This is a genomic window from Neobacillus sp. PS2-9, assembly GCF_030915525.1.
Taxonomy (GTDB): domain Bacteria; phylum Bacillota; class Bacilli; order Bacillales; family Cytobacillaceae; genus Neobacillus.
This window is the reverse complement of the sequence record NZ_CP133269.1, coordinates 351,459-377,083: the sequence shown is the minus strand read 5'-3', so window position 1 is coordinate 377,083 and position 25,625 is coordinate 351,459. Positions and strand designations below refer to the sequence as shown.

Genomic DNA, 25,625 nt, shown 5'->3' with positions numbered 1-25,625 from the left:
GTGAAATAAATGGGTAGTAAGAACACGTATATTATTTCTGCATCGCTGATTAGTATTATTATAGGAGTTCTTGTCTCCATCCTTACTATTCCTTCTGCTAGCTCCATTGGATTAGTAATTATCGGCCTTTTACTCCTCCCTGTTTTTATTTATAAAAGTTTTTCTCATAGGGGGGCATTAGCTTTATTTCTACTCTTTTGTACCTTTGGGCTCATGAATACAGATATAAAGCTTTTTGATTTACTCTTTGTGTTGGTTGCAGGACTATTTTTCATTTGGAAAAAACAAAAACTGCAAACATTGAAAGAATTGCTTTTTATCAATTTTGCTCTCCTCATATTTATTGTGGTTTCCTTACTTTCGCTGCTATTCAGTAAAAATACCGAACTAGGAATCAGTTACTTTTTTCATACGTTTTTTATGGTAACGATTTTTTACTTTTTAGCTGTTACCATCCAAACAAAGAAGGAATTCAATTCCATTCTTCTTGGATATGTATGCACTGTCCTCCTCTCAGTTATAGCTGTTATTTTGCAGAAAATAGGGGTCGTCGGCGATATAGGAACATGGTTCCAAGGAGTTCGCGCCCAAGGTTTCTTTATGGACCCAAATGACTTTTCCCCTTTTCTAATCTTGGCTATAGTCCTATTGGTTGATAAAGCATTTTCGCACTTTTTTTTATCGGTAAAATATTTGGGTTTTATATCGCTTGCATTACTAGTCATTCTTGTTTTACTAGCCGCTATGTCACGAGCAGCTATCCTTGATTTTGGTATCGTTATGTTATTATATTTCTTCTTTTCTATTTTCTATCGTAAGAAATATGGTCATATCACAGTGTTAGTAAGTTTGATGGTTGTAGCCTGTGTTGTTGCTTGGTTGGTAGCAGGTGACGCGATTGAACATTACCTCTCTATGAGATTTTTAGGCTCGTCCGATGTATTACAGAGTTATGATGTAGACAGATTTTATTATCAACGACAAGGAATATTATTAGGTTCTACACATCTTTTCGGAATTGGCCCCGGTCAATTTGAATATTACTTCGGATATGCCACACACAATTTGTTTGTTCGAATTATTGCTGAAAATGGTTGGATTGCTTTGCTGTCATTTGCCGCGATGAATCTCTATATTCTATCTCTTCTTTTTTATTTTCGAAAAAGTGAAGTGTGGAATTTTCCAGTCTATTTATTTCTATCCGTCTATATTGGTATGATTGTTAATAGTTTCTTTTTGGATACACTGCATTGGCGTTACCTTTGGTTCTTCCTTGGATTATGTACGATCATCATTACCCAAGCTGCAAAAAATAAAAAAGGAAAACGATAGGCGCTTTCGCTAATCGTTTTCCTTTTTTTATTTGTTTACCTATACGATAATTAGTTTGTATTTACCATCTCAAACACTTTCATATCTTTAATCCAGATTTCGCTCTTTTGGCCTCTGGCATCAATTCCTCGTACGAAAAAGAATGGACCTAGGTCCGGGTGCTGTTCATGCACGCGACGGCTAATGTTGAAAATTTTCACTAATTTTGTGTTCTGCAGTACAAAATCACTGATTTCTTTTTCTTCATTCTTAGGTTTTGATGAATTATCCGATTGCTTATTCCCTGTCGTTGTAGTGGTGCCGTTTGTTGTTTTGCTACCGCTTGTTTTTGTTGAAGTGGTGCTGTTTGTTTTTGTTTTAGCTGTTTCTTTTGATGTGGCGGTGTCATTCGTTTTTGTTGTTGCTTTTGTATCGGTAGTCCCATTTGTTTTTGTTGTTTCTTTTGTTGCGGTTGTGCCATTTGCTTTTGTTGTTTCCGTTGTTGTGGTGGTGTCATTAGCTTTTGCTGTTTCTTTTGTTTCGACTGTTTTCTTGCTATCGTCAGTCGCAGCTTTTTCTTTCCCAAAACAGCCGCTTAAACCCACTAAGGCTATCGATAACATGAGAACGAGGAGAATCTTACTTTTTACCTTCACTTTGTTTCCTCCCACAAATATAAACAAGAAGTTTATACAAATTTACCTATCTTACTAGATTATAAACTTTGAATTTACTGACATCAATGGTAAATGATGAAAGGAAAGGGGGGACAGTCCCCCCTTTTTTAGTCGATTAGGTTCCCAAACCAAATGACGTCGCTTTCTGTGTTGTGGGCATTTTGATAGAGATGTAGGCGTTGATCGGTGCTGAAATAAGCAATTGAGTAGCCCTTTAATTTGTTATCTTCGCTCCAAGTGATTAGTACCTTTATGGAGACTTTTCCATTTCCTAGATCAATCGGTGATAATAAGGTAAATTTCGATTTGACGGCTTCAAAGTTCCCATTATCAGGAATAACCATTGAATATTCCCAGTATGAGCCAGTAGGTTCAACGGAATATTGGCTGCCTAGCGAATTAGCAACTTCCTCTTTCGTTTGTCTTGTATTTAAAATTGCCTTTAACACATTCACGTTGTCTTTAATGACTTCACTGCCAGGACTTTGTAAACTGTTGTTCTCATAAAAATATCCGTCCGCGATGACGTTATGCGCCCATCTGCCATCTGGTAAAAGTTTATAGTCTTTCCCTCCATCCTTGATCCAGCCTGTTGCCATGTCCCCTGATGGATTAAAATAGTACCAGCCTTTCGCATAATTATAGGTCATATTTCGCCAGCCTGTTAGCATCGCACCTGATGATTCGAGTAAATACCACTTCCCTTTATCTTTCAACCAACCCGCGTCCATCGCACCAGATTCGCTCAAGTGATACCATTTGCCTTTGTCTAATAGCCACCCTGTTTTCATGGCACCTGATTGATTCAAGAAATACCATTTACCTTTGTCGAGGATCCATCCTGTTTTCATGACGCCATTTCCATCAAAGAAGTACCATTTGGCATTAATAAGTTTCCAACCCTTGGTGTATTGACCCGCACTGTTTATGTAATACCAATGCCCGCTTTTCTGAACCCACTGATTGCTCACTACTGTTGTACTACTTGTCGTACTAGCCCATGAAACCGTTGGTGATACCGTTAAAAGTAAGCCTGTTGCTAAAGTGATTGCTCTTGCCATTTTTTTCATTCTAACACCCCAATTTCTTAAATTATGATTCTATGAAATTTGTTGTTAATACTTATGGTGCTATTAATTCTAATTTTAGTATTAATTGGATAATTATTCTAATAATATAACAACAACATTACAAAACTTCAAAACCTTGTAATATATATGTAATATAATATTTTCATAAGTTTAAATGAAGCGCAAAAAATAGCCAGACCTATACAGGTCTGGCTACTTTTTATGGTGGGGACAGTCCCCCGTTGCGCTAAAGCGCTGGGGGACTGTCCCCTTTATGGAATGTTAGTTTGTTTTTTCCTGTACGCTTGGATACGTAGAGGGCTTCGTCTGCACAGCGGATGATTTCGATTGGTGCTTTTGATTCGTCTTCCCAGACTGCGGCACCAACTGAGCAACCTACCTTGATTTTTTCGTTAACTAAGTCGAACGGTTGGTTCAGGCTCTCGATTACCTTTGTTGCCACTATGGATGCATCGCTTATAGGATCGGTTGCCTCGGTAAACAGCACGATCAAAAACTCATCCCCGCCTAAACGAAACACTTCCCCTTCACTACGGACGCAGCCCTGAAGTCTCCGTGCTGCCTCTTGCAATAGAAGGTCTCCGACTTGGTGCCCAAATGTGTCGTTCACTTTCTTAAAGCCATCTAAGTCTAGGAACAAGAAGGTTAGTTTTTCCCCTAATGGTCTCGTTCGTTCTAAGGCCTTTGGGATATACGAATCGAGCGCAATTCGATTCATTAGCCCGGTCAATTTGTCGTGGTGAGCGAGGTTCTCCATTTTTCCAAGATCGGAAACAGTGCGAACAAGCGAATCTACTAGGTCGCGTAACGATAACGAGAGAATCTCTATGTCTTTAATGCCTCGATAATGAGGAATCTCTACTTTTTCCCCGGCGCGGAGGCGATTGGCTGAATCGGTGATGCTTTGCAACGGCTTCGTAATGTAGCCGGCAATGAACCAGCCAAGAATGGCAAATACGAGTGCTAATAGGATGCCCGTAATGAAGATCGTTTTCTGTAGTTCATCCACTGGAGCGAAGGCTGTTTCCTCTGGTATCCGAACGAGGATGGACCAACCTAATCCGGGATAATTCTGATAGCCGTCCCCTAAGGCATAACCCGTTAAATATTTCTTCCCATCTGGCCATGTTTCAAGTTGCCAGCTGCTCTGACCTTTTTGAGCCTGCTTGATACTATCAATGTTGAGCCGTTTGCCAATCATTGATTTCGGCCCTAAAAGAATAACTTGATCTTTTTGGCTTATCACAAAAATTTCTGCGGCTTTGTTCTTTTCCTTTAGAGGTTTCAGGATTTCCTGCTCGACCTGATGCGACCACTCCCAGCTTAAGTGGGCTGCGAGAACCCCTACTAGTTTCCCGTCCTCGCCATGGACTGGGCGACTAATATCAACGAACTGCAAGGGCTCTCCGCTTGGATTAGGGAGAAGCTTGGCCAACAGGACGGCATCATGGACATCTCCGATAAATTGTCCTTTACTTCCGTTCTGAAAGACCGGTCGTTCAGATATGTCGACGTTCTCCAGTATCCCTTTAGTAGACGCCACCACTTTGCCATTGGCATCGGTTAATCCCACCCAGGAAAAGGTGGGAAAGCTGACCTGCAGCTGGTCTAGTAATTGTTGAACTTTTTCTTTATCGTTTGGTTCTTGTATGTCTTTTAGTTGGCTCACGACATCGATTTCGCCTGAGCGGGACCACATAAAGAAGTCTAATTTATCCGCCATTTGGTAGGCCGTGGCCGACAGGGTATTGCCTATTTCTTTTTCTATTTTTTCGCTGGCCTGGTGCCCGATGGTCAGGCTTAAGATGGCGGCTAGCGCGTTAATTCCTATGGCAAACAAGACGGCCATATAGGTCCGAAGTTTTAGGTTCAAGTTAATTATTCTCCTCAACGAAATATGGGAGGTTTTCCCTTCAGCTATCATAACAAAATTCGACATTTTGAGACATATTTTTTTGGGTATTTGGGGACAGTCCCCCGGAGTGGTAACGTGTTAAAGCATCGGGGGACTGTCCCCCGAAGTGGTAACCATTAAAAGATTAATGAGTTGAGCCAGTCCCCAAAGTGCGGGGACTGGCTTTTTTATGTGGGTTTGGGCTGGATTTTGAGGATGTGGTCGATATTGGGTGGAAAGTGGCCGATATGTGATGAAAAGCGGACGATAAATTTCAAAAGTGGCTGATATCTTCGTCCAAGTGGACGATATCAGTCGCAAAGTGGTCGATATATGGTTTTTCCTATAAAAGGGTAACTGAAAATACTTGCTTGGGAGGGAGTTCTAGGTCTGAAAATAGCCTGAACCTCCGAAAAAGACAAAAAATATCCGGCAAATATGCCGGACATAATTAACCTGAATTTGAAATTTCGTTTACTCGTCTACTTCTCCTGTTTACTCGTCAAAATCACAAAATTACTCGTCAATTTTCCTTATTTACTCGTCAAAACGAACTAAATACTCGTCGCATTCCTAAAGTTACTCGTCGAATCCAAAAATTTCCATCATTTCCTATGTTTAAGGGACAGTCCCCCGGAGTAGTAACGAGTTAAAGCATCGGGGGACTGTCCCCCGAAATGGTAACGCATTAAAGCGCTGGGGGACTGTCCCCCAATATTTGGTCTCTTCTATGTATTGGGTGTAATTTTCCGTTTGTATTTTCGGTAGACTTTATTTTCCAGTTGATGACCCAAAAGACCCAAGAATAGTCCTAGAATTATGCCGTTAAAGACCGGATAGTCCCAAACCTTCGCGGCAGCAAAATAGGTGAGAATATGAGCGTCATGCCAGAAGAGACCGAAGTCCATTCCCACGACCATTCCTAGGAAAAATCCAGAGAAATAGGTCCGCCTCTCCCCTTCTACTCCTGCAAGTCTGTTGTTGTTCACCACGGCGGAATTAAACGCCTGCCATAAGGCAAAGCAATAAATGGAAGGATAAAAAAGACCCCACTGGTAATCAATCACTTGATGAGCAGAGTGTGCATCCCCGTGAAAGGTATTTAACAAAGCGATATTCAAGTGTGATTTCACATTGACCAGGATCTCCCACACCATTAATACAAAGCCAACTATGTAATCTTTATTGTACACCTGTCCGAAGCCTGGTAAAACAAGCGACCACAACATGGCCGCATACGGTGACCGATACTGACGACTTTGCCTCATGGTGGTTTCCCCCTGAATGAATTATACCTATATAATTTCACTAAAATAGGAATAAATCCTCCTATTTTTACAATTTTTAGGAAAAAAGTCACGGAGATTTTTTCACCAGTGTCCAGCTTCCTAAAAAGTCTGACAATTATTTGAACTTATTTACTTTTTCCTTTTCCATACATTCATAAAATTAGAATATAACGGTAATAATATCCACGAGGTGAATATCGTGGATAAAAATCAAATGAAGCTCACATCTTCCGAAATCGGCACGCTGTGGGGAGAGTATGTAAACGGGACAATGACAGATACAGTAAATAGGTATATGGTTACCATTATTGAGGATGCATCCATCAAAGCCATTTTTGAGGATGCTATTGAGACCTTCTCGAGACAAAAGAAACAATTGGTTACTTTTATCGAGAATGAGGGATTTCCTATCCCGAATGGATTTTCTGAGACAGATTTCAACAAAGGTGCGGAGAGGCTGTTTACCGATATATTTTGCTTAAATTATTTACATGTCATGACGTTACATGGATTGCTCGGACACACCACATCCTTAGGAGTTTCCGTTCGTAAGGATTTAAGGGAATTTTACGATTCCTGCGATAATGATGCGAAAAGGATGTATCATCAAACGATTGAACTCTTGCTGGAAAAAGGAAGTTTTCAAAGAGACCCTATGTTTTACCCAAGCAAGCAGACTGAATTTATATCCAGCAAAGATTTTACCGACGGTTTTTTCGGTAAGGGTCGCCGGTTGACTGCGACTGAAATTATCAGTATTTCTTTTAATCTGAAAAAGAGTATTATGGCGAAAACGTTGGCGATTGCCTTCGGTCAGGTAGCTCAAAATAAATTGGTCAAGGAATTTCTCACTGACACGGAGAAAACCTCGGATGACCAAATTAAAATGTTTACTAAAATTATGCAAGAGGATAATTTACCTGTGCCTAAATCATTGGAAACGGAGGTCACCACCTCTACTAACTCTCCTTTTTCCGACAAACTCATGATGTATCATATCGGATTTTTATTCCAGGCTGCCCAAGCCTATCATGGAACGGGTCTCGCATCGGCCATGCGAACGGATTTGGTTGTTGCTTTTGAAGGTGTCATTTTGAAAAATATTCTGGTCACCAAGAAATGGTTTAATATTATGGTGAAATATGGCTGGTTAGAACAGCCCCCTCTTGCCCCTAATCGGGAGGAGCTTGCGAAGGAAAATTGATTTTTATCCTCATATAAACAAAAGGAAGCCGGCTTATCGGGAGCTGGTTTTTTTGCGTCAGAAAACATTCACTATGCCCTCTGCTAGCTGAAATCTATCATTTTTCCGCTAATTTATGTCAGATTTTGCAATTATTTACCCGAAACACTAGCAAACTATGGTAAAATTAATAAAAAAATGAAACTATATGAGGTGATTTTTTTAGATGAAGAAAACCATCGTACGTACTCTATCAACAGCCGCGCTTTTTTCGACACTCTTTGCTGGTTCTGCCCTTGCTGATACATACCAGGTTCAAAAAGGCGATAGCCTATCAAAAATTGCCTCAAAATATCATACTAGTGTGAGTGGCTTGAAGACTTTGAACGGTCTGAAGTCGGATATGATCTACGTCAATCAAATGTTGAAGGTAAGCAACGAGCCAATCAGTGTGCAGGCGCCAAAGACGACGACGTATACCGTTGTGTCGGGTGATGCACTGATCAAGATTGCAAATCGTTATAACGTGACGGTCGGCGAGCTAAAGCAGTGGAATAACCTAGATAACACGATTATTTATGTGGGACAAGTGTTGAAGGTTTCTGCACCGGGGACAGGTACTGTGTCTGTTCCGAAACCTGCACCGACCCAAACACCGAAAGAGGCTCCAACATCGGCACCGAAATCTGCCCCAGCTCCAGCAACGCAAGGGGCAACTAATATGTATACGATTAAAAGCGGCGACAGCCTGAGCAAGATTGGTGTTCAGTTTAAGATGTCGGTTACGCAGTTAAAGACACTGAATAACTTAAAATCGGATATGATTTATGTCGGACAAAAGCTGAAGGTGAACGGCACGGTCTCGACTCCTTCTCAGCCACCGGCTACAACTCCTCCTGTTGTCGCTCAGCCGTCGACTACAAGTGAGTATGTTATTAAAAGTGGCGATACTCTCGGAAAAATTGCCATCCAAACGGGGATGTCGGTACAGGATTTGAAATCGCTTAACGGCTTAACCTCTGACATGATTTATGTCGGGCAAAAATTGAAGGTGAACGGTGGCAAAGTGAGTAGTGCACCTGCGCCTGCGCCGTCTTCTGATTTTGCAACGAATATGGTTAATACGGCAAAAAGCTTAATGGGAATTAAGTATGTTTGGGGTGGCAGCAGCCTGTCCGGTTTTGACTGCAGTGGGTTTATCTATTATGTGGCGAATAAGGCGGGCAAGCAGATTGGCCGCTATTCGGCGGAAGGTTTCTATAGCCGAGCCTACTATGTTGATCAACCTAAGGCCGGCGATCTTGTATTCTTTGAAAATACGTATAAAAAGGGGATTTCTCACGTGGGCATCTACCTCGGCGGCGACCAGTTCATCCACGCCGACGAAGCACACGGAATCATGATTTCTACCTTAAAAAGCCCATACTATACGACACATTTGGATGGGTTTAAGAGATTCTATTAATTTTTCTAGTAAAACTGGCTCTGGATGGGGCCAGTTTTTTTGTTGTTGGTAATAAGGTGAAAATTCGGGGGACAGTCCCCGGGCGCGGTTGAGCGTTACCATGTTGGGGGACTGGCTTTTTTATGTGGGGATTGAGCTGAATTTTGGTGAGTGGTCGATATGTGGTTGAAAGTGGTTGATATATATCAAAAAGTGGTTGATAATCCTCAAAAAGTGGTTGATATCTGTACTCAACCGGTCGATAAAGTCCAAGAAGCGGTTGATAAATGGTTTTTTATATAAAAAGGGAATTTAAAATTCACTTTAGTAGAGCATTCTAGCCTGGAAAATGGTCTGGATTTCCGAAGAGGGGGGCTTATCTGCTAATTGCGAGGGCTCATCCCCCAATTAGCTACGCTCATCCCCCGGTCGAGAACAAAAAAATCTAAAAAATTCTCATTTTGCTTGTATAAGAGACTGATAGTTTGGCAAGAATGGGGATAACAAGGAAATCGAGGGGGACGAACCAATGAATGAGAACAAATTGTTATTGTCGGAGTTTGCTAGTGAGGATGGTTTCGAGCTAAACAACTATATCAATCAATTATTTGAATACTTCTCTACTCTATCAAAAAACCAAAATACAAATTCCGAGCCAACCCCATAACAATCAAGTCGGGTTGGCTTTTTTTGTGCTTCAAGGTGCCCCCTTGAAATAATGTGTGGGAGTTGGCTTTTTTTAGGTTTAAACTTTCCAAAAACGGCTATATAAAACCTATTAAATACATACTGCGTGGATTGGGTCTTTTTTCATAGGAAATAGCTTATTTTGCAAGATTGTAGCGGAAAATCTCGCGGAATTTGGCTAAAAGTATTGGGAGGAAATCTGGGGACCCAACCCAAATATTTAGGTAAGACAAAGTAATCAACGGGAGGGTGGTTCATTTGCAAAAAATGAAGAGGTTAATGGTTGTGTTGCTTGGGGCCGTGCTGCTTTATGTGTTTCCGAGTGTGGTGGGTGCGGAAGAAAGCGGAAATACAGCGGGCTGGGCGCTTCAGGATGGAAAGTGGCATTTTTACGGTGATGATGGTGCACAGAAGACGGGATGGCTGCTCGACAAGGGTGCCTGGTACTATTTTGCCGCTAAGGATGGAACGATGCAGACGGGCTGGGTGAACGATGGTGGCAAGTGGTACTACCTCGATGCGCACGGAGCGATGAAGACCGGGTGGGTGCTGGTGTCAGGCACCTGGTATTACTTAGATACGCATGGTGTGATGAAGACGGGTTGGCTCGAGCTTGGTGACCGTAAGTATTATTTAGATCCAAAGGGTGCGATGGCGACGGGTTGGCGCTCGATTGGGACAAGCTGGTATTACTTTGATGGATCGGGTGCGCGTGCGACAGGCTGGAGATATGTTTCAGGTGCTTGGTATTATTTGAGTCCACGTGATGGTGCGATGGTGCGGGAGAATTTTGTAAGCGGTTATTATTTAATGAGCAACGGTCGGATGACGAATTCCGGAAATGCAGCGGTTGTTTCGGTTGTGAATGACCTGAAGAGTTGGATTGATGTGGGGGTTACCCAGGCTGGTCTGAAAGAGAAGTTGGGGTCTAACTATCATGATTTGACTGGGGTCGAGGGCGAGAATTACTGGCTGTATACGATTAAGGTGACGGACGCGAAGAATTTCAAAGTCGTTAAGTGGGATACCAAGGAAGTTGGCGCGGAAGAGTTGGCCGCGGGTAAGCAGGATATCAATTTGCTCGTGTTCTGGGATAGCGCGAAAAAGGCGTTCCAGGTGGCGATGGATTATTTCGACGCCAGTCATAAGTTCCATAATTACAATTCATTTAAATTTGATACTGTGTATAACTGAGTTTTTTTGGGGACAGTCCCCCGCTGCGCTAAAGCGCCGGGGGACTGTCCCCTTTATTGGTTGCCACCAAGCCATATGCCTAGAAAGGCGAGTAAGATGCCGCAGGTGTAGCTGATCGCCAGGTACAGCACTGCTATTTTTATTTTTCTTTTTGCATGCAGTTGGATATTCTCTAATTTGAACGTGGAAAACGTCGTAAACGCCCCCATAAAGCCTGTACCTAGTAACAATCTTAGAGTATCATCCGTATTGGCCCCTATGATGAGTCCGAGCAAAAACGACCCCAATAGATTGACAAACAGGGTAGCGAACGGGAAATCTGAAGGGTACTTTTTCTTTATAACTAAGCCCACGCCGTAACGGGACATCGCTCCGAAAAACCCACCCAATGCGACCCATAAGATATTGGTGATCATGACTTTACACCCCCGCCTACAGCAGCATCCTTTTTCAATCCTAAGCGGTATCCGAGCCATGAGAACAACAGCCCGCCCCAAAGACTGAGGAGTACATATAGAATCGCGGTGCCCCATTTCGATGCCTCGATTAGGTGAACGGTTTCCACGCTAAAAGTAGAAAACGTCGTAAATGAGCCGATCAATCCGGTGCCCATTGCCGTGATGACATGCGGATGCAGCGATTTGAACCGCGGCAAAAAATGGGTGAACCAGCCTAATAGGAAGCTCCCCACCATGTTTGTGACAAAGGTGGCTAACGGAAAGTCATTCAGCCACCACTGGCTGAAGTACACGCCCAATAAATACCGGAGTGTGGCTCCGATTATGCCGGCAATACCTACTAAAATAAAATTCATTTGGTCCACCTCTATCTTACTTTTGTGATTCGCTGATAAAATGGCAAAATACGCTGATAAAACTATGAAATTCGCCGATAAAACCCCGAAATTCGCTGATAAGTGCCGCGAATTCGCTGATATATACCGCTCGAGTGTAATTTTACACTGAAAATCCAGGTTAAAAACAGCAATTTTTAAAAAAATAGACTCCTACCAGGACCTTTTCTGGTAGGAGTCATTAGCTTTCTAAGCGTTTATGGCGAACTCCATCGCCTGTGCAGTTATATACAAGTATTTTAGCAAATCAGTCGATTGGTTTTCAAGAACAGAATCGCCCGCGACCATTCTCTATATTCTCACCAGCCCCAATGTATGATGCTGTTTAAGGATGCCCTCCACCAACTCTACCTGGTCCTCTTCGCAATTCACAATTAACAGGACGTCCGCTATGATTTTTCTGAGCGTCTTTTTTCTGACGGTTTTTTTCCATATGTAATCAATGACAAGTCCAACAATTGACCCGGCAATTAATCCGATCAGGCCCCAGAGGACGGGACCCCAATAGAGGACAAACCCGTACATCGTGCCCAGTAGCATGACTGACATGCCGATTCCCGAGACCAAAAACAGATTGAGTCCATCCGCGTTAAAAGGGTCGAGGTACTTTTTTTCGACGACATTTTTATTTACAGATGCCGCTAAAATTCTTTCTTTTTCGATATGATGATTTTCTAATTCGCTAATGGCGAGTTCGAGTGCTAAGGAATGCTCGAAGATTGAGATGACAGGCATTAGATATTCTCCAATTGTTTGATAAAATTTTGTTTATTTTTCGGGCCATAGTAATTCTTTTTCAAATATTGGGCTTGTTCCATCTTAAAAAGCTCATTGATTTCAACCGCGTGAAAGTAGCTGTCACAGGCTGCAAAACAATATACCGAGGGTAAATACATTGTCCACTGGATATTCATTACGGCTGATGCTTGCTCAAACTCCCCCAACACACAAAAATACACTCCTTCCAGTATCCTCGATTGGTAAATCGAGATGATGAACCAAACTATCATGTAGACACCGGAGACGACATTTCTAACAATTAGGTGCCCCAGGCCCGGCGTAACCACCGACCAAAAGACTGGGACCCATGGATTGAGCCTTTGAAGGTAGTTGATTTCCAAGATACTGATGTTAAATGCTTGGAATGGTGATTTCTCTCTCACCGCGAGCATCGAAAATTGGTTGATATCCGTCGTCAATCGGTACGCGTCCCAGGCGTTAAAAATGTAGACGCCTATATAAATGAAGAACCATCGGCTATCTAGACACGCTTTTGCCAACTCGAATTGTCCGGTACAAGAATAAAAAATGGATAAGTTCAAATGGGCTTGTGTATTGACGAGGAACTCAAATACAAATAACAAAAACCCCTTAAATTTTTTCCCAATCATAATGTGGCCCGCGCCTGGCATCGCCATTCCCCACCACAGAGGCATAAACGGGTTTCCCACACGTAAATAATTGATGTTAAAGGAGGTTAGGTTTGCCTTCGGTCGTCTTGGGTGCCACTTTTGTGTAATGATCGGCATGTTTTTCACCATTTTCAATTATTTTTTGCTAAAAACCTTATAAACCTTAGATTCAAGACCAGGATCCAGTAAAGAAACGGGTAGCAAAGGAAGGAATACCACAGCTTCCATTCATGATGGTAAAAAACCTCTGTATGTAATGAGAGGTATTCAAATGCAGTGGTCAGAAATGTCCAGATCACAACATAGAGTACTTTTTTCATCCATGTCTTTTTAAAGGGGTAAAAATTTAGGAACACGATGTTTGCGGCTGGATAGACAAAGATAAATATCGGCAGGTATTGCCAATCCACGCCCTTGTTAAAAAAACCGTAATAGTCAAATTTCAAATCTAAATAAACATCTGCGACGACGGCTAGAATCATAGCAAAGAAGGAGGTTGTGTACATTTCTAAGTTGGAAATGCGCTTAGGGATAAAAATGATTGCTAGGATGGATCCGATAACAGTCATAATTAATAAAACCATTTCTATCCCTCTCTTCCAATTTATTTTTCGGCCAATTCATTTCTGTCTGAGGCAAGTGGTGGCTGCTCCAACCAGCCATGCTTGATCAACAGCTGGGCCCCATCCTCTGCGTATCTTCCGATGTCCGCCATAAGAATCGTGTATTTTAGCGCCAGGTCTCTTCGCTGTGAAACTGATAATCCGGCGCCAAAGTAGCCGACTCCCGCAGAAATTAGGATGACGATATGAGATAACATCAATTTATCTGAAAACGGTGGAATGGTGGAATCGGTCAATTCTGATACCCATGAAGCGGGTGAGGTGAGATCATCTTTTGTTAGGATCGAACTCAGGGTGTCGAACTCCCTTTTACAAATTTCTTTCCCTCTTTGAAAATATTGCCGTAGCTCTTTCGATTGACAGGTTTGAGCAAAGGCAATTTCCAGTACGATTTTTGCGACTGTTTTTTGCATGTTGTAGCTAATTCCGCTGATTTCCATCGCATTTAGCGGCCGTTTCTTACCAAACCAGCCAGTTAAATAGCTTTGTTCATTGACAAAGTCCACCTGTTTTGGCGTGTTGATTCTTGGCGGCTTACTGTAGATGCCTTTTTCTAGCATTAATTCTACGATTTTATTATGTAACTCCATCGTTTCGATATTACATTGGATGAAATAGGCACGTTGATCGGCGCGCACGGATGTACTCACTGCTCCCGCGTAGCCGGTCAGGCCATGGATTCCCATAATCAGCATGTAGGCCAGCATGAATTTATCTGTAAATAACGCGGGTGCACCGAGGTTCACGTCGGCTTTCGTAAATCCTATTGGAATCGGAAAGTCTTCTTCGTTGAAAAAGGCAGTAATTTTTCCGATATGTGATTCGGCTAGTTGAAGAGCAAACTGAAGGATGTCCTTGATCTGCGGGTCCTGCGTTGTTTCAATTGAATGGGTGAGTACACAAATGGCCATGGTGTCGTTAATGTATTGGGTCCAAAGATTCGCTATTTCCCCTGTCGTCAGGCGAACGGTATGATTTATGTCTTCCACAATAAACCTCCAAGATTTACAGAACTTAGTCATATAGGGTTATTATGCTAATTTTTATGGAAAATTATGAGGGTTATGGGGCAAAGTTTGGGGACTGTCCCCCACTGCATTGATGCGTTACTCAACCGGGGGACTGTCCCCTTATACTTTAAAGCGCTGGGGGACTGTCCCCAAAAGGTTTGCGAGGAAGTATATTTATTCGGTGTGACTGGTTTTAGGGGGTGTTCTTGTAGTTTTTAAGATGGTAGGAAGAGTTCTTGAGCGCTTCTGATGGAATTCTTCCTAATTTATAAGGATTTCACTAGAGCTTGGATTGACTATTACCTAATTAAGAGGAATTCACTAGAGCTCAGTTGAAATATTACCTAATTTTTTAGGATTTACCCGGACCCAGAACGGAACATCCCATCGTTTTAGAGGAATTCTACACACTTTTGGATTTTTTCTACACAAATTCAGGGTTTTTCTACACGAATTCTAATTATTTCTACACAACTTTAGGTTTTTTCTACACAGATTTGGATTATTTCTACACAAATTCGGGATTTATCTACAATTCCAGGTTTTTTCCAAACGGATTTGGTTTATTTCTTAACTAATCCAGGGGTTAGCTACACAGGCTTAGATTAATTCTACAAATCCACGAGGGAATTCTACAAAATTTCGATTTATTCTACATAACGTCAGAGGAATTCTACAAAATTTCAAGTTATTCTACAAAACTAGCAAGGAATTCTACAAAAACTGGAAACCATCTTCCAAATGACAAAAAAGGCGCCTCCACTCGCCAGCTGCGACCCTTTTCAATCCAAAAGAAAGCTACTTTTCCCTTTTGAAAAGCCAATTCTAAATTGAGATTTTTGTAAAAATCAATAGACCGCTCCAGGTCGCTAACCGGTAAATGTGCTTCATACAGACCTTTTATCATGATTCATCACCTCATTCCACGTGCTCAAGTGGACCGCACCAAGCTCAGGTCGTGCCTCCCCCTCTAGCAACGCCAAATATTCCAGCGAATTGCCGTCCGGATCGGCGAAATAGTAGGAGGCGGCTGGCATCCAGGCGTGGACCACAGGCTCTGACGTATCCAGCCCGAACGACGGGCGCAGCTCGATTCCCTTTTTTTCTAAAAATGAAGGTATTTTCATTAACTCTTCCAGTGATACTCCAAAGGCAAAGTGTGATGGAACAAACTTTTCAGCAGACTCCTCCCATACGCCGAGCATTTGCTCCTTCTTCTCGACGTCCCCCAGCCAGAAAAACGCGACTCTTCTCTCGTTGATTACGTACGCGAGCACCAACCCGAGTGATTGATAGAATTCAATGGATTGTTCTAAATTCCTTGTGTTTACATGCGTTTCATATATTTTCATACCGCTCAACCCCATTCCCTATTGATACCTTTATTTTAGTGTTTGTGTTAAAAATAGACATTCAGCTTTAGTGGGAAGTTTTCTACAACTATAGTTGTAGATTTAGCCTCGAGTCCTAGTCAAAGTTCCGTCTCTGGCTGATTTTTTCGAAGAGATCCATTTATAAACGTTTTGAAGTGAAATATTACGCACATATTAGATTATAAATGTGTGCTATTTAGAAAACCGCTATAGCAGCGGTTTTTTTCGTATATATAGTAGGTTTACTGATCATTTCCAATCCTATTATGCGTGACCATAAATAAATTTAAAATCCCATGTTTCCAAGCCGCCCCCTCCTCTAATTGCGAATTTTTGGTTATAATAAAGGAATATGGATTTTTATCAATGAATGGACGGACTTTTATAAAAAAAGATCGCACTATGGTGATGATTTTTATTTTTCCAAAAAAGGGGGTTACGGTTATGGAGTCGACACCGGCTAGTGAAAAAATTGAGCTCTTCTCGGAACAGGTGAAGGAGCTGCTGCATTCGAGTGTGACGGAGGATGCGAAGCTGGTTTCGAAAGGGTTAATGCTGTACCGGCAAGGACTGGTGAAGCAGGTCCAACTCTTCCATGATGAAAAAGTGACGTCGACGGTCCAGGACGTCACGCCTTGTTATGTGAAGCTCATCTTATCGTTTTTGTCGGAGAGCTCGTGTTCATGTCCGGGGGAGGGCTTTTGCCGTCATCAGATGGCGACATTTTTTGCGGTGTATGCCCGGGTTGGCAGTGTCGCGGATTGGGTGACCGAGTGGCGCGAACCGGCACGGGAGCAAGCGGCATTTTCGACATGGGGTATGCAGACGGCGAAGGATCTCGTGAAGGCGAACGGTGTGATGAAGCCGGAGTACAGCCGCTGGGTGCAGTCGTTTGAGTTGAGCTTTGATACGCTCTTGGCGACGAAGAAATACACAAGCCCTTATGTGATTCCGGAGCTGTTTGGGATTTATGAGCGCCGGGTTCATGCGAGTGCCCCGGTGGAGCAGGAATGGCGCTTGTTATATGAGATGGTTTGGATCGTGGTGTCGTTCCGGAAGCTGGCGGTGCTGAGTGACCAGTTGGAGCATAGCGAGGACATGGTGAAGCGGGCGTACTTGCATGTGTTCCAGAACTTGCTGGAGGATGCGCATGAGCTAGCAGTGAAGATTGGTGTGCAGTCGCTGCCGTTTGCGTTTGATGAGTTTATTGAGAAATTGAAGGACGATGCGTTTGATTTGCTGACGTGTACGAGCGGGATTGAGAACGAACGGATTTATTTGTATCGCCTGTTGTGGGTGCAATTTTTCAAGCAGAAGAGTTGGCGTGAGGCCGAGGTTGGCAAGATTCGTGCGCGGCTGAAGGTGCTTCATGATTGGGAGAATCCGGCGCCGTTGATGGTGGCCGGGATACATATCAACTTGCTGCTTGGTGACGATGAGGCGGCGTTGAAGCTGGTGGGTCAGTTTGAGGATCGGGTGATTGTGCCTTATCTGTTGTATTGGATTGATTATTTGAGCCAGTTGAAGGCATGGCGCCGTGTTGGGGTTTTAATTGAGTTGTTTTTGCAAAAAATTAAAGGGTATCTGGAGGAGCTGGGCGGCTATCATAGCTGTGTGGCGTTTGTTCGGGATGCGCTCCGGGCGGTGACGCCATATTGTTCGGAGACGGACCGGGTGGATTTGCTCGAACGGGCGTTGTTGCAGACGCTGCCGTATAGTTTCCGGGAGTATGATTATATGTTGTTTGAGCGCGGGCAGTATGACCGTTGGGGTGAGCTACAGGCGTTTGTCGGCTTGAATTTTTATGATTTGCCGAAGGAACGGTTGAAGCTGATTGAGAAGGAGCGTCCGGAGGTGTTGCTCGGGATGCTGCATCAGACGGCGCAACGGGAGATTGACCAGAAGAACCGGAGCAGCTACCGATTGGCGGTGCGGCATTTGAAGAAGCTGCGGACGTTGTACAAGAAGCTGAAGCGTGTGGACGACTGGGAGTACTTTATGGAAACGTTGCTGGATCGGACAAAGAGGCTGCGCGCGTTCCATGAGGAATGTAAGCGGAGTAAGTTGATCGAGAGTTAGGGCTTGGGGACAGTCCCCCAGGGGTGGTGTTAGGCACCACGCGAGGACATTTGTCTTTGTGGAATGTACAATTTTGGTTTTGTGCCGTTTTCGGGGTGTTTTGTGCCATTTTGCCGTGGTTTTGTATCAAAATGAATGGGTTTTGTGCCATTTTCACATCGTTTTGTGCCATTTTTCAGGGGTTTTGTGCGAATAGACATTTTTTTGGAAACAAACACCCCCCTAAAATAGGTAACTTAAAAATGCCCTTCTCATATAAAAGGAGTTTGTGTACCGATGCTTAAAACAAGGTTTATGAAATTGCTGACAACTAAATTAGGGGATGGCCGCTTTTTGCTTACGGCCCAGGATGAGCGTGGTCACTTTATGAATCCATTTCGGTGGAAGAACCTCGTTTTTAGCAGCCACGAAGAAAGCTTCTTTGGCACGCTCCTTGAGACGGAGACTGTAAACGACGTCGAGGGTGTGGTCCTTAGCGGCTGGCAGCTCGTCTCCCTTTTTGCCAAGGAGTCGTTCAACCGCTTCATCGAGTGGGATTGGAATGAGCAGTCCGAGATTTGTCTTGCGGCCGCTCATTCCATGCATGAAGGCATCGTGGAAAAAGACTGGCTTCCGGACTTCTCGGTGTGGGAGCATGGCGATTTCCGCTGGAAGCTGCCGGAACGCGTGAAGGATGAATTTGATCCCTCTTTTTGGGATCAACCGGTTTCGGGTGCAGACAATCCTGCCGATGCCGATGCCGATGACGATGACGATGACTCCGGCACAACAACTAAAAATTACATATCTGATTTATACAATAGTGCCTTAGATGCCTACTTAACGCGAAACGCAGCGATGAAGCAACTGTTCGGCCCAAAGCTCGACCTATTAAGGAAGCAAAACATATCTGGCGGTGAGCTCGCTCGTTATTTTGACGAGGAAAGCTGGCTCGAATGGGTCGGCATCAAGGAAAACGATACCCCGTTTACAATTGGTCTCCGACTAGATGAGCCCCTTGATGGCGAAGGCGCATGGACACTGGACGTCTTTTTGCGTGGGAAAAAGAACTCCGATGAAATCTATGACATCGAAGGTGCTACCAAGATTCCAGCGAAATGGCGACCATTTTTAGAAAAAGTCGATCGTGAACAAGGCCGCTGGGTACGACTAATCCCATGGCTTAATGAGGATGGCTACTTCAAAACGCATCTGACCGAGGAAGAAGCGTGGATGTTTTTAACCGAGGCAAGCGAAACGATGCTGGCGCTGGATGTTGAAATCCTCCTCCCTTCCTGGTGGCAGGCGATGAAAAATGCCAACCTGAAGGTCAAAGCATCCTTGAAAGGTACTGGAAGCCATCGGCCATCGTTCGTTGGGCTGCAAGCAATGCTTGACTTTAACTGGCGTTTCTCGATGAACGGGGTCGACCTGTCTGAGGAAGAGTTCGGACAGCTCGTGGAGGAAAAGCGGCGACTCGTTTATATTCGCGGGCGCTGGGTGAAGCTGGATCCGCAGTTCATCCGACAAATTCAAGACTTGATGAAGCGAGCGGAAAAAGAAGGCTTGCATGTACGCGATCTTCTCGAGCAGGAGCTCGTGGATTCGGAAGCAACCGAAGACGAGCTAGAGAATCCAAAGGCGTTTGCGAAAATACAGATTGAATTGAACCGCCAATGGAAGCAGATGGTGAAGCAGCTGTCAGAGGTTCATGAAATTCCGCTTGTGGATGTGCCTTCCGGGCTTCAAGGCGAACTTCGTCCCTACCAGCAGCTGGGCATGAGCTGGCTCTGGTTCCTGCGCCAGTACGGCTTTGGTGCCGTTCTCGCCGATGATATGGGTCTAGGTAAAACCGTTCAGCTCATTTCCTACTTATTGAAGGTTAAAACTGAAGCTAGCAAGGAGCTAGTTTCGGTGCCTGACCCCCAATCAAAGGTTCCGACGAAAGCGGCTCTGATTATCTGCCCTACTTCGGTTCTTGGTAACTGGCAGAAGGAGCTTGAGCGCTTTGCACCAGAGATGAATGTCTACTTGCATTATGGTTCGAACCGTCTGAAAGAGGAGGCCTTTTCCGAAAAAGCGAAGGATGCCGATGTCGTCTTGACCTCGTATGGCTTGAGCCATCTGGATTCTGAGGAGTTTGGATCATTGATTTGGAGTTCGATTGCGATTGACGAGGCACAGAACATTAAGAATGCGCAGACGAAACAATCGAAAGCGGTTCGTAAGTTGCGCGGCCGTCACCATATTGCGTTGACGGGAACGCCGATGGAAAACCGCCTGTCTGAGCTGTGGTCGATTTTGGATTTTACCAATCACGGCTATCTCGGCAGCTTGGGCCAGTTCCAGAAGAAGTTCGTCATTCCGATTGAGAAGGATGAGAAAAAAGAAAAAGTACAGCAGCTGCAATCGTTAATCCGGCCGTTCTTGCTGCGCCGGACGAAAAAGGACGAAGAGGTTGCCCTCAACTTGCCGGATAAGCTCGAGCAAAAAGAGTATTGCCCGCTTACTCCTGAGCAGGCGTCGTTATACGAACAGCTCATTCACGATACGTTTGCGGAGATTGAAAAATTGTCTGGGTTTGAGCGCAAGGGGTTAATTTTACAAATGTTGAGCCGCTTGAAGCAGCTGTGCAACCACCCTGCTCTCTATTTAAAAGAGAAATCAGCGGCGCGCGAGCTTCTTTACCGTTCGAATAAAATGGAGAAGCTAGTCGAGTTGATTGATGCGGTATTGGAACAAGGCGAAAGCTGTTTAATTTTTACCCAGTATATTGAAATGGGCGAAATGATTCGAGCGACGTTGAAGAAGAAGTTCGGTATCGAGGTGCCATTCTTGAACGGAAGTGTGCCGAAGACGCAGCGTGATGACATGATCGAGCGATTCCAGGACGGGAAGTTTCCGGTTTTCTTGCTTTCGTTGAAGGCGGGCGGAACGGGGTTGAACCTGACGGCGGCGAATCACGTGATTCACTATGACCGCTGGTGGAATCCGGCCGTTGAAAACCAGGCGACGGACCGGGCGTATCGAATTGGGCAATCGCGCTTCGTGCATGTGCACAAGCTGATTTGCACCGGCACGCTGGAGGAAAAAATTGACGCTATGCTCGAGAAAAAACAATTCCTCAACGACCAAATCATTCAAAGCGAGAACTGGATTACCGAGCTTTCAACGGATGAGTTGAAGGACCTGGTGTATTTGGGGTAAAAAAGTAGCTGAAGAATCTTTCTTCAGCTATTTTTTGTTGAATTCTGCAAAATTAAGGTGGAATTCTACAAAATTTAGATGCAATTCTACAAAGTTTTGATTTATTCTACAAAATCGAGGAACAATTCTACAAAACATGGAAACCTATTTCCAAACCACCACTAAAAAGCCAGGCGTGTAGCCTGGCTCTGGTATCTTCCTTTCAAATTATTTGTTAATCACCTCTGAAGAACCTTTAAAATTACCTTTTTTATATAATTTCCTTTCTTACTCGTCACTTTCGATGATTTACTCGTCAAATGTATGATTTACTCGTCTATTTACTATTTTACTCGTCAAACTTTACACTTTACTCGTCAATAACCCCATTTTACTCGCCAACTACTAAACTACATCCACTCCTCCATAAAATTGTACTTTCCTTCTTCCGAAACTTCACCCAAAAAATAATAGGCACGAATATGACCGCAAATAAAGTTAACCAAAAATCCCAATGGAACAGGGTGTGCTCTTTCCAATAATGAAAATATTCTTTGTTCGTATCCGTTACTTTTTTTTAAAAACTACCTACTTTTTTTATTTTCTCTGGGTCCTGTAACGTCTTCATCCCTTATCTCCCTCAAAAAAGGCTTTTTCTTAGACTTCCAATAAAGGATTATTTATACCTTTTTGAATTTTCTTCCTTCCAACGAATCTACACTTTAACAACAAAAAAGAGCATTTCTCCAGCTTAAGAAATGCCCTCATTTTATCGAATCGGTATCGAGAATAATTTTATTAATATAAAAGGAATGGGTAAAGAAAGGATCATCGTAAGGATGGGCCGTTGATCATGTAATCGAAGGAAAATGAACATAAAGATGTTAAATATAAAGGAATGGACGAGTGTCCAGCCATGTTCGTATACGAATGTACCGGTTTTGAGCAATACCCATTCGTTCGCTGTGTAAAGGATCACCCACAAGCCTGTCCAGCGGATGGAAAAAAACTGATTAGGTGGATAGCGTCCGAGGAATAGCAAAATGGTGCCGGCAAATACAATAAATTCTCCAATCAGCGCTACGAATTCACTGGTCAGTGGGGGTGTTGGCGTAATGGACCAGAGCCGGTGATTATATGCGAGGTAATAATATAGCACATCGCAAAAAAGAAAATATAAAATGGTGGCGTAATACTTTTTCACATTTCTCCAGTCCCCCCACCTTAGGGTCACTATTGTCCACATGCTAACTCCAATTATCTCAGCCATATCATCCCTCATTATTTGTCTTATTCATTTAGCCTTTCCCAAAAACAAGGAACTTATTTCAATCTTTAAACGGTTCTGCCTCTTCGAACTGTACGGATTTTGCTTTATACATTTTTTCATCCCAGGCATACATAATTCGCAGGGTTCCAATGTGGCCGGCAGGAGAAATATACACAATTGTTGTGCCATAAAGGACTCCGTTTTCCTCAGAATAGTTTTCTTCTTGGCCAACACCTGGACTAGGAGAAAAAGTTCCCGGCAGATAATGAAACTTTGAAAGCTCGACCACATGTTTCTTTTTGCCTATTAAAATGGTTGCCAGGTTCCCATGCCGCTCCATTTTGACCAGTCGTTTGACGGCATCATTGATGGATTCAACCGGAACCTCTTCGTATCGTCGATTAGGATCCTGAATTTGATTTAATAGATGAATTTCTTTCGTCGATAGTCCTGACCCGGCACCTGAAATCAGCACAACTCCAATATCTTTTAAATTGTCCCCGGTCAGATCCTCATAAAATAGCTTAGGAGTAAATTTGTCGTTGTACCAATTAGGAAAGTGGTAAAGGAGGACACTTTCACCGCCACCCAGTCCAACTTGGATCGTAAAGTTCCTGTGGGCCATCCAGTTTCCGTCAATTGTGTCGGCCATCAAGAATAGATTGTCATACCACAGCTCTGATGGAAGGGATGAGATGACTATGCGCTCAACCGCATTCGCTTTTTCGAAAGTCCCTCCTAATAGAAAAAGCATAACAATGCTGATAGGAATTTTCTTGATCATTGGTACACCGCCCTTTTTACCTAGTGTTTGTATATGGTTATATCCGATAATCAGAATAGTCACATGGTTTAGCTGGTTTGAGCTTGGTGAAGTATTCGGACAACCCTAAGCTTTTTACCGCCACTTTGTCCGAATCACCTCTGCATTCGGACAACCCTAAGCTTTTTGCTCGCCACTCTGTCCGAATCACCCACTCATTCGGACAACCCTATGTAATTTCCTCGTCACTCTGTCCGAATCACCCACTCATTCGGACAACCCTATGTAATTTCCTCGTCACTCTGTCCGAATCACCTCTGCATTCGGACAACCCTAAGCTTTTTGCTCGCCACTCTGTCCGAATCACCATCTCATTTGGACAACCCTATGTAATTTCCTCGCCACTCTGTCCGAATCACCCACTCATTCGGACAACCCTATGTAATTTCCTCGTCACTCTGTCCGAATCACCCACTCATTCGGACAACCCTATGTAATTTCCTCGTCACCCTGTCCAAATCACTCCCGCATTTGGAAACTCTATATAATTTCCTCGCCTTCCTGTCCGAATCACCTCGGCATGCGGACAACCCTAAGCTTTTTACCGCCACTTTGTCCTTATCCCACTAACTAATAAAAATGAAAATAGAGTTTCTGCAGCAACCCTATTATTACTACTAAAATTCGATGCACAAATTACTCAATGTCCCAAAATCATATGTTTGGTTGATAACCAGAGGATAAAGAAGAAGTTCAAATATAAAAAGAGCTGGAATCAGCTCTTTTTTTGACGACTCGGTGAATAATTATTTGCTGTCTTCCAAACAAAATCAACTATTAATTTCAAAATAATAAACAGGATAATTGATACGATAAATGATTTAAAATAGTTCCAATTCTCCATCGAGTATAAATGAAAGTACACGCAAAGCGGGATCCCTATAAAGCTGATGACAGCTGATAATATTACCTGCGCCACGAGGTACGTTTTCCATTTTCTAAAATATTGATAACATAAGGTCATGATGACGGGGATCACCGCAAAATCCACTGCATTAAAGCGATGGGTAAAAACTAAAAATTGGTGTGGGTATTCCCAAAAATCAAAGTAATTCCCAATCTCATCCGCAATACCACAGATGACGAAACTAACCATGAAAGCCAATGAAATCAGCACAATTCGATAACGATCAATTAATATGAGTAAAAGCACAAAAAATATGGCATTTAAAATGACAATACTCCACCAATGGGCACTAAATAAATCCTGATGCAGCCATATCTCTGTTTCCGAAGTTAGATATTTATTAAATGCCTTTTCTAAATGACTGTACATAATGGTTGCATCCCTCATTTTTTACTTTTTGGACAGTCATATCTTGCACTATTTTAAATAAATTATTCCGTTAGTAAAAAAAACCTCCCTATTCCAGAAGATTACCATCCTCAATAAAGGTTTTCCCATAAGTATTTTTGCAAACAGAGATTTTTTTCATTCAACATGATGTTTGTCCAAACGATAATTGTCTTTAAAAATATATTTATATAGAGGAGTTTTCAACTCCATTCACTCACAAAAGGGGGTGAAATATATGGGCTGGGGATACAGTGGCGGCTATGGCGGTGGCTATGGCGGAAGCAGCTTTGTGCTAATTGTTGTATTGTTCATCTTGTTAATTATCGTACTTTCTACTTTCTAGTTGAACTTAATGAACGATTGGGACAAGATCTTTATGGAAAAAAGGGGCAGAACATGGTGTCTGCCCTTTTTCTGCTAATAGGAAAGGAGGATACATGGAATGCCATTTTGGGGATTTGGACGAAGAGATTTGTTTTTTCGTGATGGCTTTAGAAGAAGACCGTTTTTCCCTTTTGTTGAAATCGAAATTGAAAGAAGACGCATTGAAATTGAAATTGAATTAGAGAGAAGAAGACGATTCGAAATCGAAAGAAGAAGACGACGTGGATTCTAATTAAAAAAGCATTCTAATATTAAGAAGCGTACGAGTAAGAACTGCTGCCTTACAAGGCAGCAGTTCTTTTTTATGAGTTGGTTAATTTTCGCACCTGCGTCATGGTCCAAAAGAATTCATCCCATGTTCCGGCGGATACTCCTCTAATTTATCAGCTGTTCTCATATCATCAGTAGGAGCCATTCCCGCCTTTTTATCAAAATAGATAGCAATGCCACTGAGGACAACGACCGGCAGCATAATGAATACCCAGATCATTTGAACACCTCCATAAACAAACGATTTATTACCATTATAGTACAAAATTTACTATCTTTTACAATATTAACTAAAT

At 43.0% G+C, this 25,625-nt stretch carries 24 protein-coding genes, 1 pseudogene and 1 riboswitch; of the genes and pseudogenes, 9 read left to right on the top strand and 16 right to left on the bottom strand.

The annotated features are described in order from the left end of the window. Positions 1 to 9: 9 nt before the first annotated feature. Positions 10 to 1,332, top strand: a complete 1,323-nt coding sequence (locus RCG25_RS01990) for an O-antigen ligase family protein (RefSeq protein ID WP_308081999.1) — start codon at positions 10 to 12, stop codon at positions 1,330 to 1,332. Between the two features lie 50 nt (positions 1,333 to 1,382). Here the strand turns inward: RCG25_RS01990 and RCG25_RS01985 are convergent, their stop codons facing one another. From RCG25_RS01985 to RCG25_RS01970, 4 genes are all read right to left on the bottom strand, one after another. After that, a complete protein-coding gene (locus RCG25_RS01985; protein ID WP_308081997.1) occupies positions 1,383 to 1,967 on the bottom strand; it encodes a hypothetical protein in 585 nt (194 codons plus the stop codon). A gap of 128 nt (positions 1,968 to 2,095) precedes the next feature. Further along, positions 2,096 to 3,058 (bottom strand): PspC-like choline-binding domain-containing protein, encoded by a 963-nt coding sequence (locus RCG25_RS01980; RefSeq protein WP_308081996.1) that lies wholly within the window; start codon positions 3,056 to 3,058, stop codon positions 2,096 to 2,098. A 247-nt stretch (positions 3,059 to 3,305) separates the two neighbouring features. Continuing rightward, a complete protein-coding gene (locus tag RCG25_RS01975; RefSeq protein ID WP_308081995.1) occupies positions 3,306 to 4,952 on the bottom strand; it encodes a diguanylate cyclase domain-containing protein in 1,647 nt (548 codons plus the stop codon). A 749-nt stretch (positions 4,953 to 5,701) separates the two neighbouring features. Then, positions 5,702 to 6,241: a DUF5683 domain-containing protein gene (locus RCG25_RS01970; protein ID WP_308081994.1), complete on the bottom strand. Its 540-nt coding sequence runs from the start codon at positions 6,239 to 6,241 to the stop codon at positions 5,702 to 5,704. Between the two features lie 220 nt (positions 6,242 to 6,461). Between RCG25_RS01970 and RCG25_RS01965 the strand changes: the two genes are divergently transcribed. From RCG25_RS01965 to RCG25_RS01950, 4 genes are all read left to right on the top strand, one after another. Next, complete coding sequence (locus RCG25_RS01965; RefSeq protein ID WP_308081993.1) at positions 6,462 to 7,466, top strand: DUF3231 family protein; 1,005 nt, start codon at positions 6,462 to 6,464, stop codon at positions 7,464 to 7,466. A gap of 205 nt (positions 7,467 to 7,671) precedes the next feature. Then, the gene (locus RCG25_RS01960) at positions 7,672 to 8,910 is read left to right on the top strand and encodes a C40 family peptidase (RefSeq protein ID WP_308081992.1); all 1,239 of its coding nucleotides are present in this window, start codon (positions 7,672 to 7,674) and stop codon (positions 8,908 to 8,910) included. 508 nt (positions 8,911 to 9,418) lie between these two features. Continuing rightward, positions 9,419 to 9,556: a hypothetical protein gene (locus tag RCG25_RS01955; protein ID WP_308081991.1), complete on the top strand. Its 138-nt coding sequence runs from the start codon at positions 9,419 to 9,421 to the stop codon at positions 9,554 to 9,556. A gap of 287 nt (positions 9,557 to 9,843) precedes the next feature. Then, entirely contained in the window at positions 9,844 to 10,770 is a 927-nt protein-coding gene (locus RCG25_RS01950; protein WP_308084081.1) for a PspC-like choline-binding domain-containing protein, read from the top strand. A 53-nt stretch (positions 10,771 to 10,823) separates the two neighbouring features. Here the strand turns inward: RCG25_RS01950 and crcB (RCG25_RS01945) are convergent, their stop codons facing one another. The 8 genes and pseudogenes from crcB (RCG25_RS01945) to RCG25_RS01910 all read right to left on the bottom strand — a co-directional run bounded on the left by crcB (RCG25_RS01945) (position 10,824) and on the right by RCG25_RS01910 (position 16,020). Then, complete coding sequence (gene crcB / locus RCG25_RS01945; protein WP_308081990.1) at positions 10,824 to 11,186, bottom strand: fluoride efflux transporter CrcB; 363 nt, start codon at positions 11,184 to 11,186, stop codon at positions 10,824 to 10,826. Further along, positions 11,183 to 11,584 carry a fluoride efflux transporter CrcB gene (crcB, locus tag RCG25_RS01940; protein ID WP_308081989.1) on the bottom strand — a complete coding sequence of 134 codons (402 nt, stop codon included), beginning with the start codon at positions 11,582 to 11,584 and terminating at the stop codon, positions 11,183 to 11,185. Before crcB (RCG25_RS01940) ends, crcB (RCG25_RS01945) begins: the two co-directional genes overlap by 4 nt. 204 nt (positions 11,585 to 11,788) lie before the next feature. Further along, positions 11,789 to 11,849, bottom strand: a riboswitch (Fluoride riboswitch). A 65-nt stretch (positions 11,850 to 11,914) separates the two neighbouring features. Beyond that, positions 11,915 to 12,358 (bottom strand): hypothetical protein, encoded by a 444-nt coding sequence (locus tag RCG25_RS01935; protein ID WP_308081988.1) that lies wholly within the window; start codon positions 12,356 to 12,358, stop codon positions 11,915 to 11,917. Further along, a complete protein-coding gene (locus tag RCG25_RS01930) occupies positions 12,358 to 13,152 on the bottom strand; it encodes a hypothetical protein (protein WP_308081987.1) in 795 nt (264 codons plus the stop codon). The genes RCG25_RS01935 and RCG25_RS01930 overlap by 1 nt, the downstream gene beginning before the upstream one ends. A gap of 14 nt (positions 13,153 to 13,166) precedes the next feature. Beyond that, positions 13,167 to 13,619 (bottom strand): CBO0543 family protein, encoded by a 453-nt coding sequence (locus tag RCG25_RS01925; RefSeq protein WP_308081986.1) that lies wholly within the window; start codon positions 13,617 to 13,619, stop codon positions 13,167 to 13,169. A gap of 20 nt (positions 13,620 to 13,639) precedes the next feature. Continuing rightward, the gene (locus tag RCG25_RS01920; protein WP_308081985.1) at positions 13,640 to 14,647 is read right to left on the bottom strand and encodes a DUF3231 family protein; all 1,008 of its coding nucleotides are present in this window, start codon (positions 14,645 to 14,647) and stop codon (positions 13,640 to 13,642) included. A 787-nt stretch (positions 14,648 to 15,434) separates the two neighbouring features. Further along, positions 15,435 to 15,575 (bottom strand): annotated as a pseudogene (locus tag RCG25_RS01915) (VOC family protein); the annotation flags it as partial. Next, the gene (locus tag RCG25_RS01910) at positions 15,556 to 16,020 is read right to left on the bottom strand and encodes a VOC family protein (protein ID WP_308081984.1); all 465 of its coding nucleotides are present in this window, start codon (positions 16,018 to 16,020) and stop codon (positions 15,556 to 15,558) included. The pseudogene RCG25_RS01915 and the gene RCG25_RS01910, both read right to left, overlap by 20 nt. Before the next feature lie 465 nt (positions 16,021 to 16,485). Between RCG25_RS01910 and RCG25_RS01905 the strand changes: the two genes are divergently transcribed. Continuing rightward, positions 16,486 to 18,120 (top strand): SWIM zinc finger family protein, encoded by a 1,635-nt coding sequence (locus RCG25_RS01905; RefSeq protein WP_308081983.1) that lies wholly within the window; start codon positions 16,486 to 16,488, stop codon positions 18,118 to 18,120. Between the two features lie 276 nt (positions 18,121 to 18,396). Further along, positions 18,397 to 21,306 carry a DEAD/DEAH box helicase gene (locus RCG25_RS01900; protein WP_308081982.1) on the top strand — a complete coding sequence of 970 codons (2,910 nt, stop codon included), beginning with the start codon at positions 18,397 to 18,399 and terminating at the stop codon, positions 21,304 to 21,306. Between the two features lie 748 nt (positions 21,307 to 22,054). Here RCG25_RS01900 and RCG25_RS01895 read toward each other — a convergent pair. From RCG25_RS01895 to RCG25_RS01885, 3 genes are all read right to left on the bottom strand, one after another. Continuing rightward, positions 22,055 to 22,489 carry a CBO0543 family protein gene (locus RCG25_RS01895; protein WP_308081981.1) on the bottom strand — a complete coding sequence of 145 codons (435 nt, stop codon included), beginning with the start codon at positions 22,487 to 22,489 and terminating at the stop codon, positions 22,055 to 22,057. Between the two features lie 124 nt (positions 22,490 to 22,613). Next, on the bottom strand, positions 22,614 to 23,339 hold the full coding sequence (locus tag RCG25_RS01890) for a hypothetical protein (protein WP_308081980.1): 726 nt from the start codon (positions 23,337 to 23,339) through the stop codon (positions 22,614 to 22,616). Positions 23,340 to 24,093: 754 nt separating this feature from the next. After that, positions 24,094 to 24,654, bottom strand: a complete 561-nt coding sequence (locus tag RCG25_RS01885) for a CBO0543 family protein (RefSeq protein WP_308081979.1) — start codon at positions 24,652 to 24,654, stop codon at positions 24,094 to 24,096. 256 nt (positions 24,655 to 24,910) lie between these two features. On the opposite strand from RCG25_RS01885, the gene RCG25_RS01880 reads away from it, so the two are divergent. After that, positions 24,911 to 25,018 carry a YjcZ family sporulation protein gene (locus tag RCG25_RS01880; protein WP_308081978.1) on the top strand — a complete coding sequence of 36 codons (108 nt, stop codon included), beginning with the start codon at positions 24,911 to 24,913 and terminating at the stop codon, positions 25,016 to 25,018. A gap of 99 nt (positions 25,019 to 25,117) precedes the next feature. Further along, positions 25,118 to 25,291 (top strand): hypothetical protein, encoded by a 174-nt coding sequence (locus RCG25_RS01875; protein WP_308081977.1) that lies wholly within the window; start codon positions 25,118 to 25,120, stop codon positions 25,289 to 25,291. A gap of 99 nt (positions 25,292 to 25,390) precedes the next feature. Here RCG25_RS01875 and RCG25_RS01870 read toward each other — a convergent pair whose 3' ends face one another. After that, entirely contained in the window at positions 25,391 to 25,549 is a 159-nt protein-coding gene (locus tag RCG25_RS01870; RefSeq protein ID WP_308081976.1) for a hypothetical protein, read from the bottom strand. Positions 25,550 to 25,625: the final 76 nt, after the last annotated feature.

Excerpts from the sequence above, each read along its gene's own strand:
- RCG25_RS01990 (WP_308081999.1), top strand. The coding sequence starts at position 10 with ATGGGTAGTAAGAACACGTATATTATTTCTGCATCGCTGATTAGTATT.
- RCG25_RS01980 (WP_308081996.1), bottom strand. The coding sequence starts at position 3,058 with ATGAAAAAAATGGCAAGAGCAATCACTTTAGCAACAGGCTTACTTTTA.
- RCG25_RS01970 (WP_308081994.1), bottom strand. The coding sequence starts at position 6,241 with ATGAGGCAAAGTCGTCAGTATCGGTCACCGTATGCGGCCATGTTGTGG.
- RCG25_RS01960 (WP_308081992.1), top strand. The coding sequence starts at position 7,672 with ATGAAGAAAACCATCGTACGTACTCTATCAACAGCCGCGCTTTTTTCG.
- RCG25_RS01955 (WP_308081991.1), top strand. The coding sequence starts at position 9,419 with ATGAATGAGAACAAATTGTTATTGTCGGAGTTTGCTAGTGAGGATGGT.
- RCG25_RS01950 (WP_308084081.1), top strand. The coding sequence starts at position 9,844 with ATGAAGAGGTTAATGGTTGTGTTGCTTGGGGCCGTGCTGCTTTATGTG.
- crcB (WP_308081990.1), bottom strand. The coding sequence starts at position 11,186 with ATGATCACCAATATCTTATGGGTCGCATTGGGTGGGTTTTTCGGAGCG.
- crcB (WP_308081989.1), bottom strand. The coding sequence starts at position 11,584 with ATGAATTTTATTTTAGTAGGTATTGCCGGCATAATCGGAGCCACACTC.
- RCG25_RS01935 (WP_308081988.1), bottom strand. The coding sequence starts at position 12,358 with ATGCCTGTCATCTCAATCTTCGAGCATTCCTTAGCACTCGAACTCGCC.
- RCG25_RS01930 (WP_308081987.1), bottom strand. The coding sequence starts at position 13,152 with ATGCCGATCATTACACAAAAGTGGCACCCAAGACGACCGAAGGCAAAC.
- RCG25_RS01925 (WP_308081986.1), bottom strand. The coding sequence starts at position 13,619 with ATGGTTTTATTAATTATGACTGTTATCGGATCCATCCTAGCAATCATT.
- RCG25_RS01910 (WP_308081984.1), bottom strand. The coding sequence starts at position 16,020 with ATGAAAATATATGAAACGCATGTAAACACAAGGAATTTAGAACAATCC.
- RCG25_RS01905 (WP_308081983.1), top strand. The coding sequence starts at position 16,486 with ATGGAGTCGACACCGGCTAGTGAAAAAATTGAGCTCTTCTCGGAACAG.
- RCG25_RS01900 (WP_308081982.1), top strand. The coding sequence starts at position 18,397 with ATGCTTAAAACAAGGTTTATGAAATTGCTGACAACTAAATTAGGGGAT.
- RCG25_RS01890 (WP_308081980.1), bottom strand. The coding sequence starts at position 23,339 with ATGATCAAGAAAATTCCTATCAGCATTGTTATGCTTTTTCTATTAGGA.
- RCG25_RS01885 (WP_308081979.1), bottom strand. The coding sequence starts at position 24,654 with ATGTACAGTCATTTAGAAAAGGCATTTAATAAATATCTAACTTCGGAA.
- RCG25_RS01880 (WP_308081978.1), top strand. The coding sequence starts at position 24,911 with ATGGGCTGGGGATACAGTGGCGGCTATGGCGGTGGCTATGGCGGAAGC.
- RCG25_RS01875 (WP_308081977.1), top strand. The coding sequence starts at position 25,118 with ATGCCATTTTGGGGATTTGGACGAAGAGATTTGTTTTTTCGTGATGGC.
- RCG25_RS01870 (WP_308081976.1), bottom strand. The coding sequence starts at position 25,549 with ATGATCTGGGTATTCATTATGCTGCCGGTCGTTGTCCTCAGTGGCATT.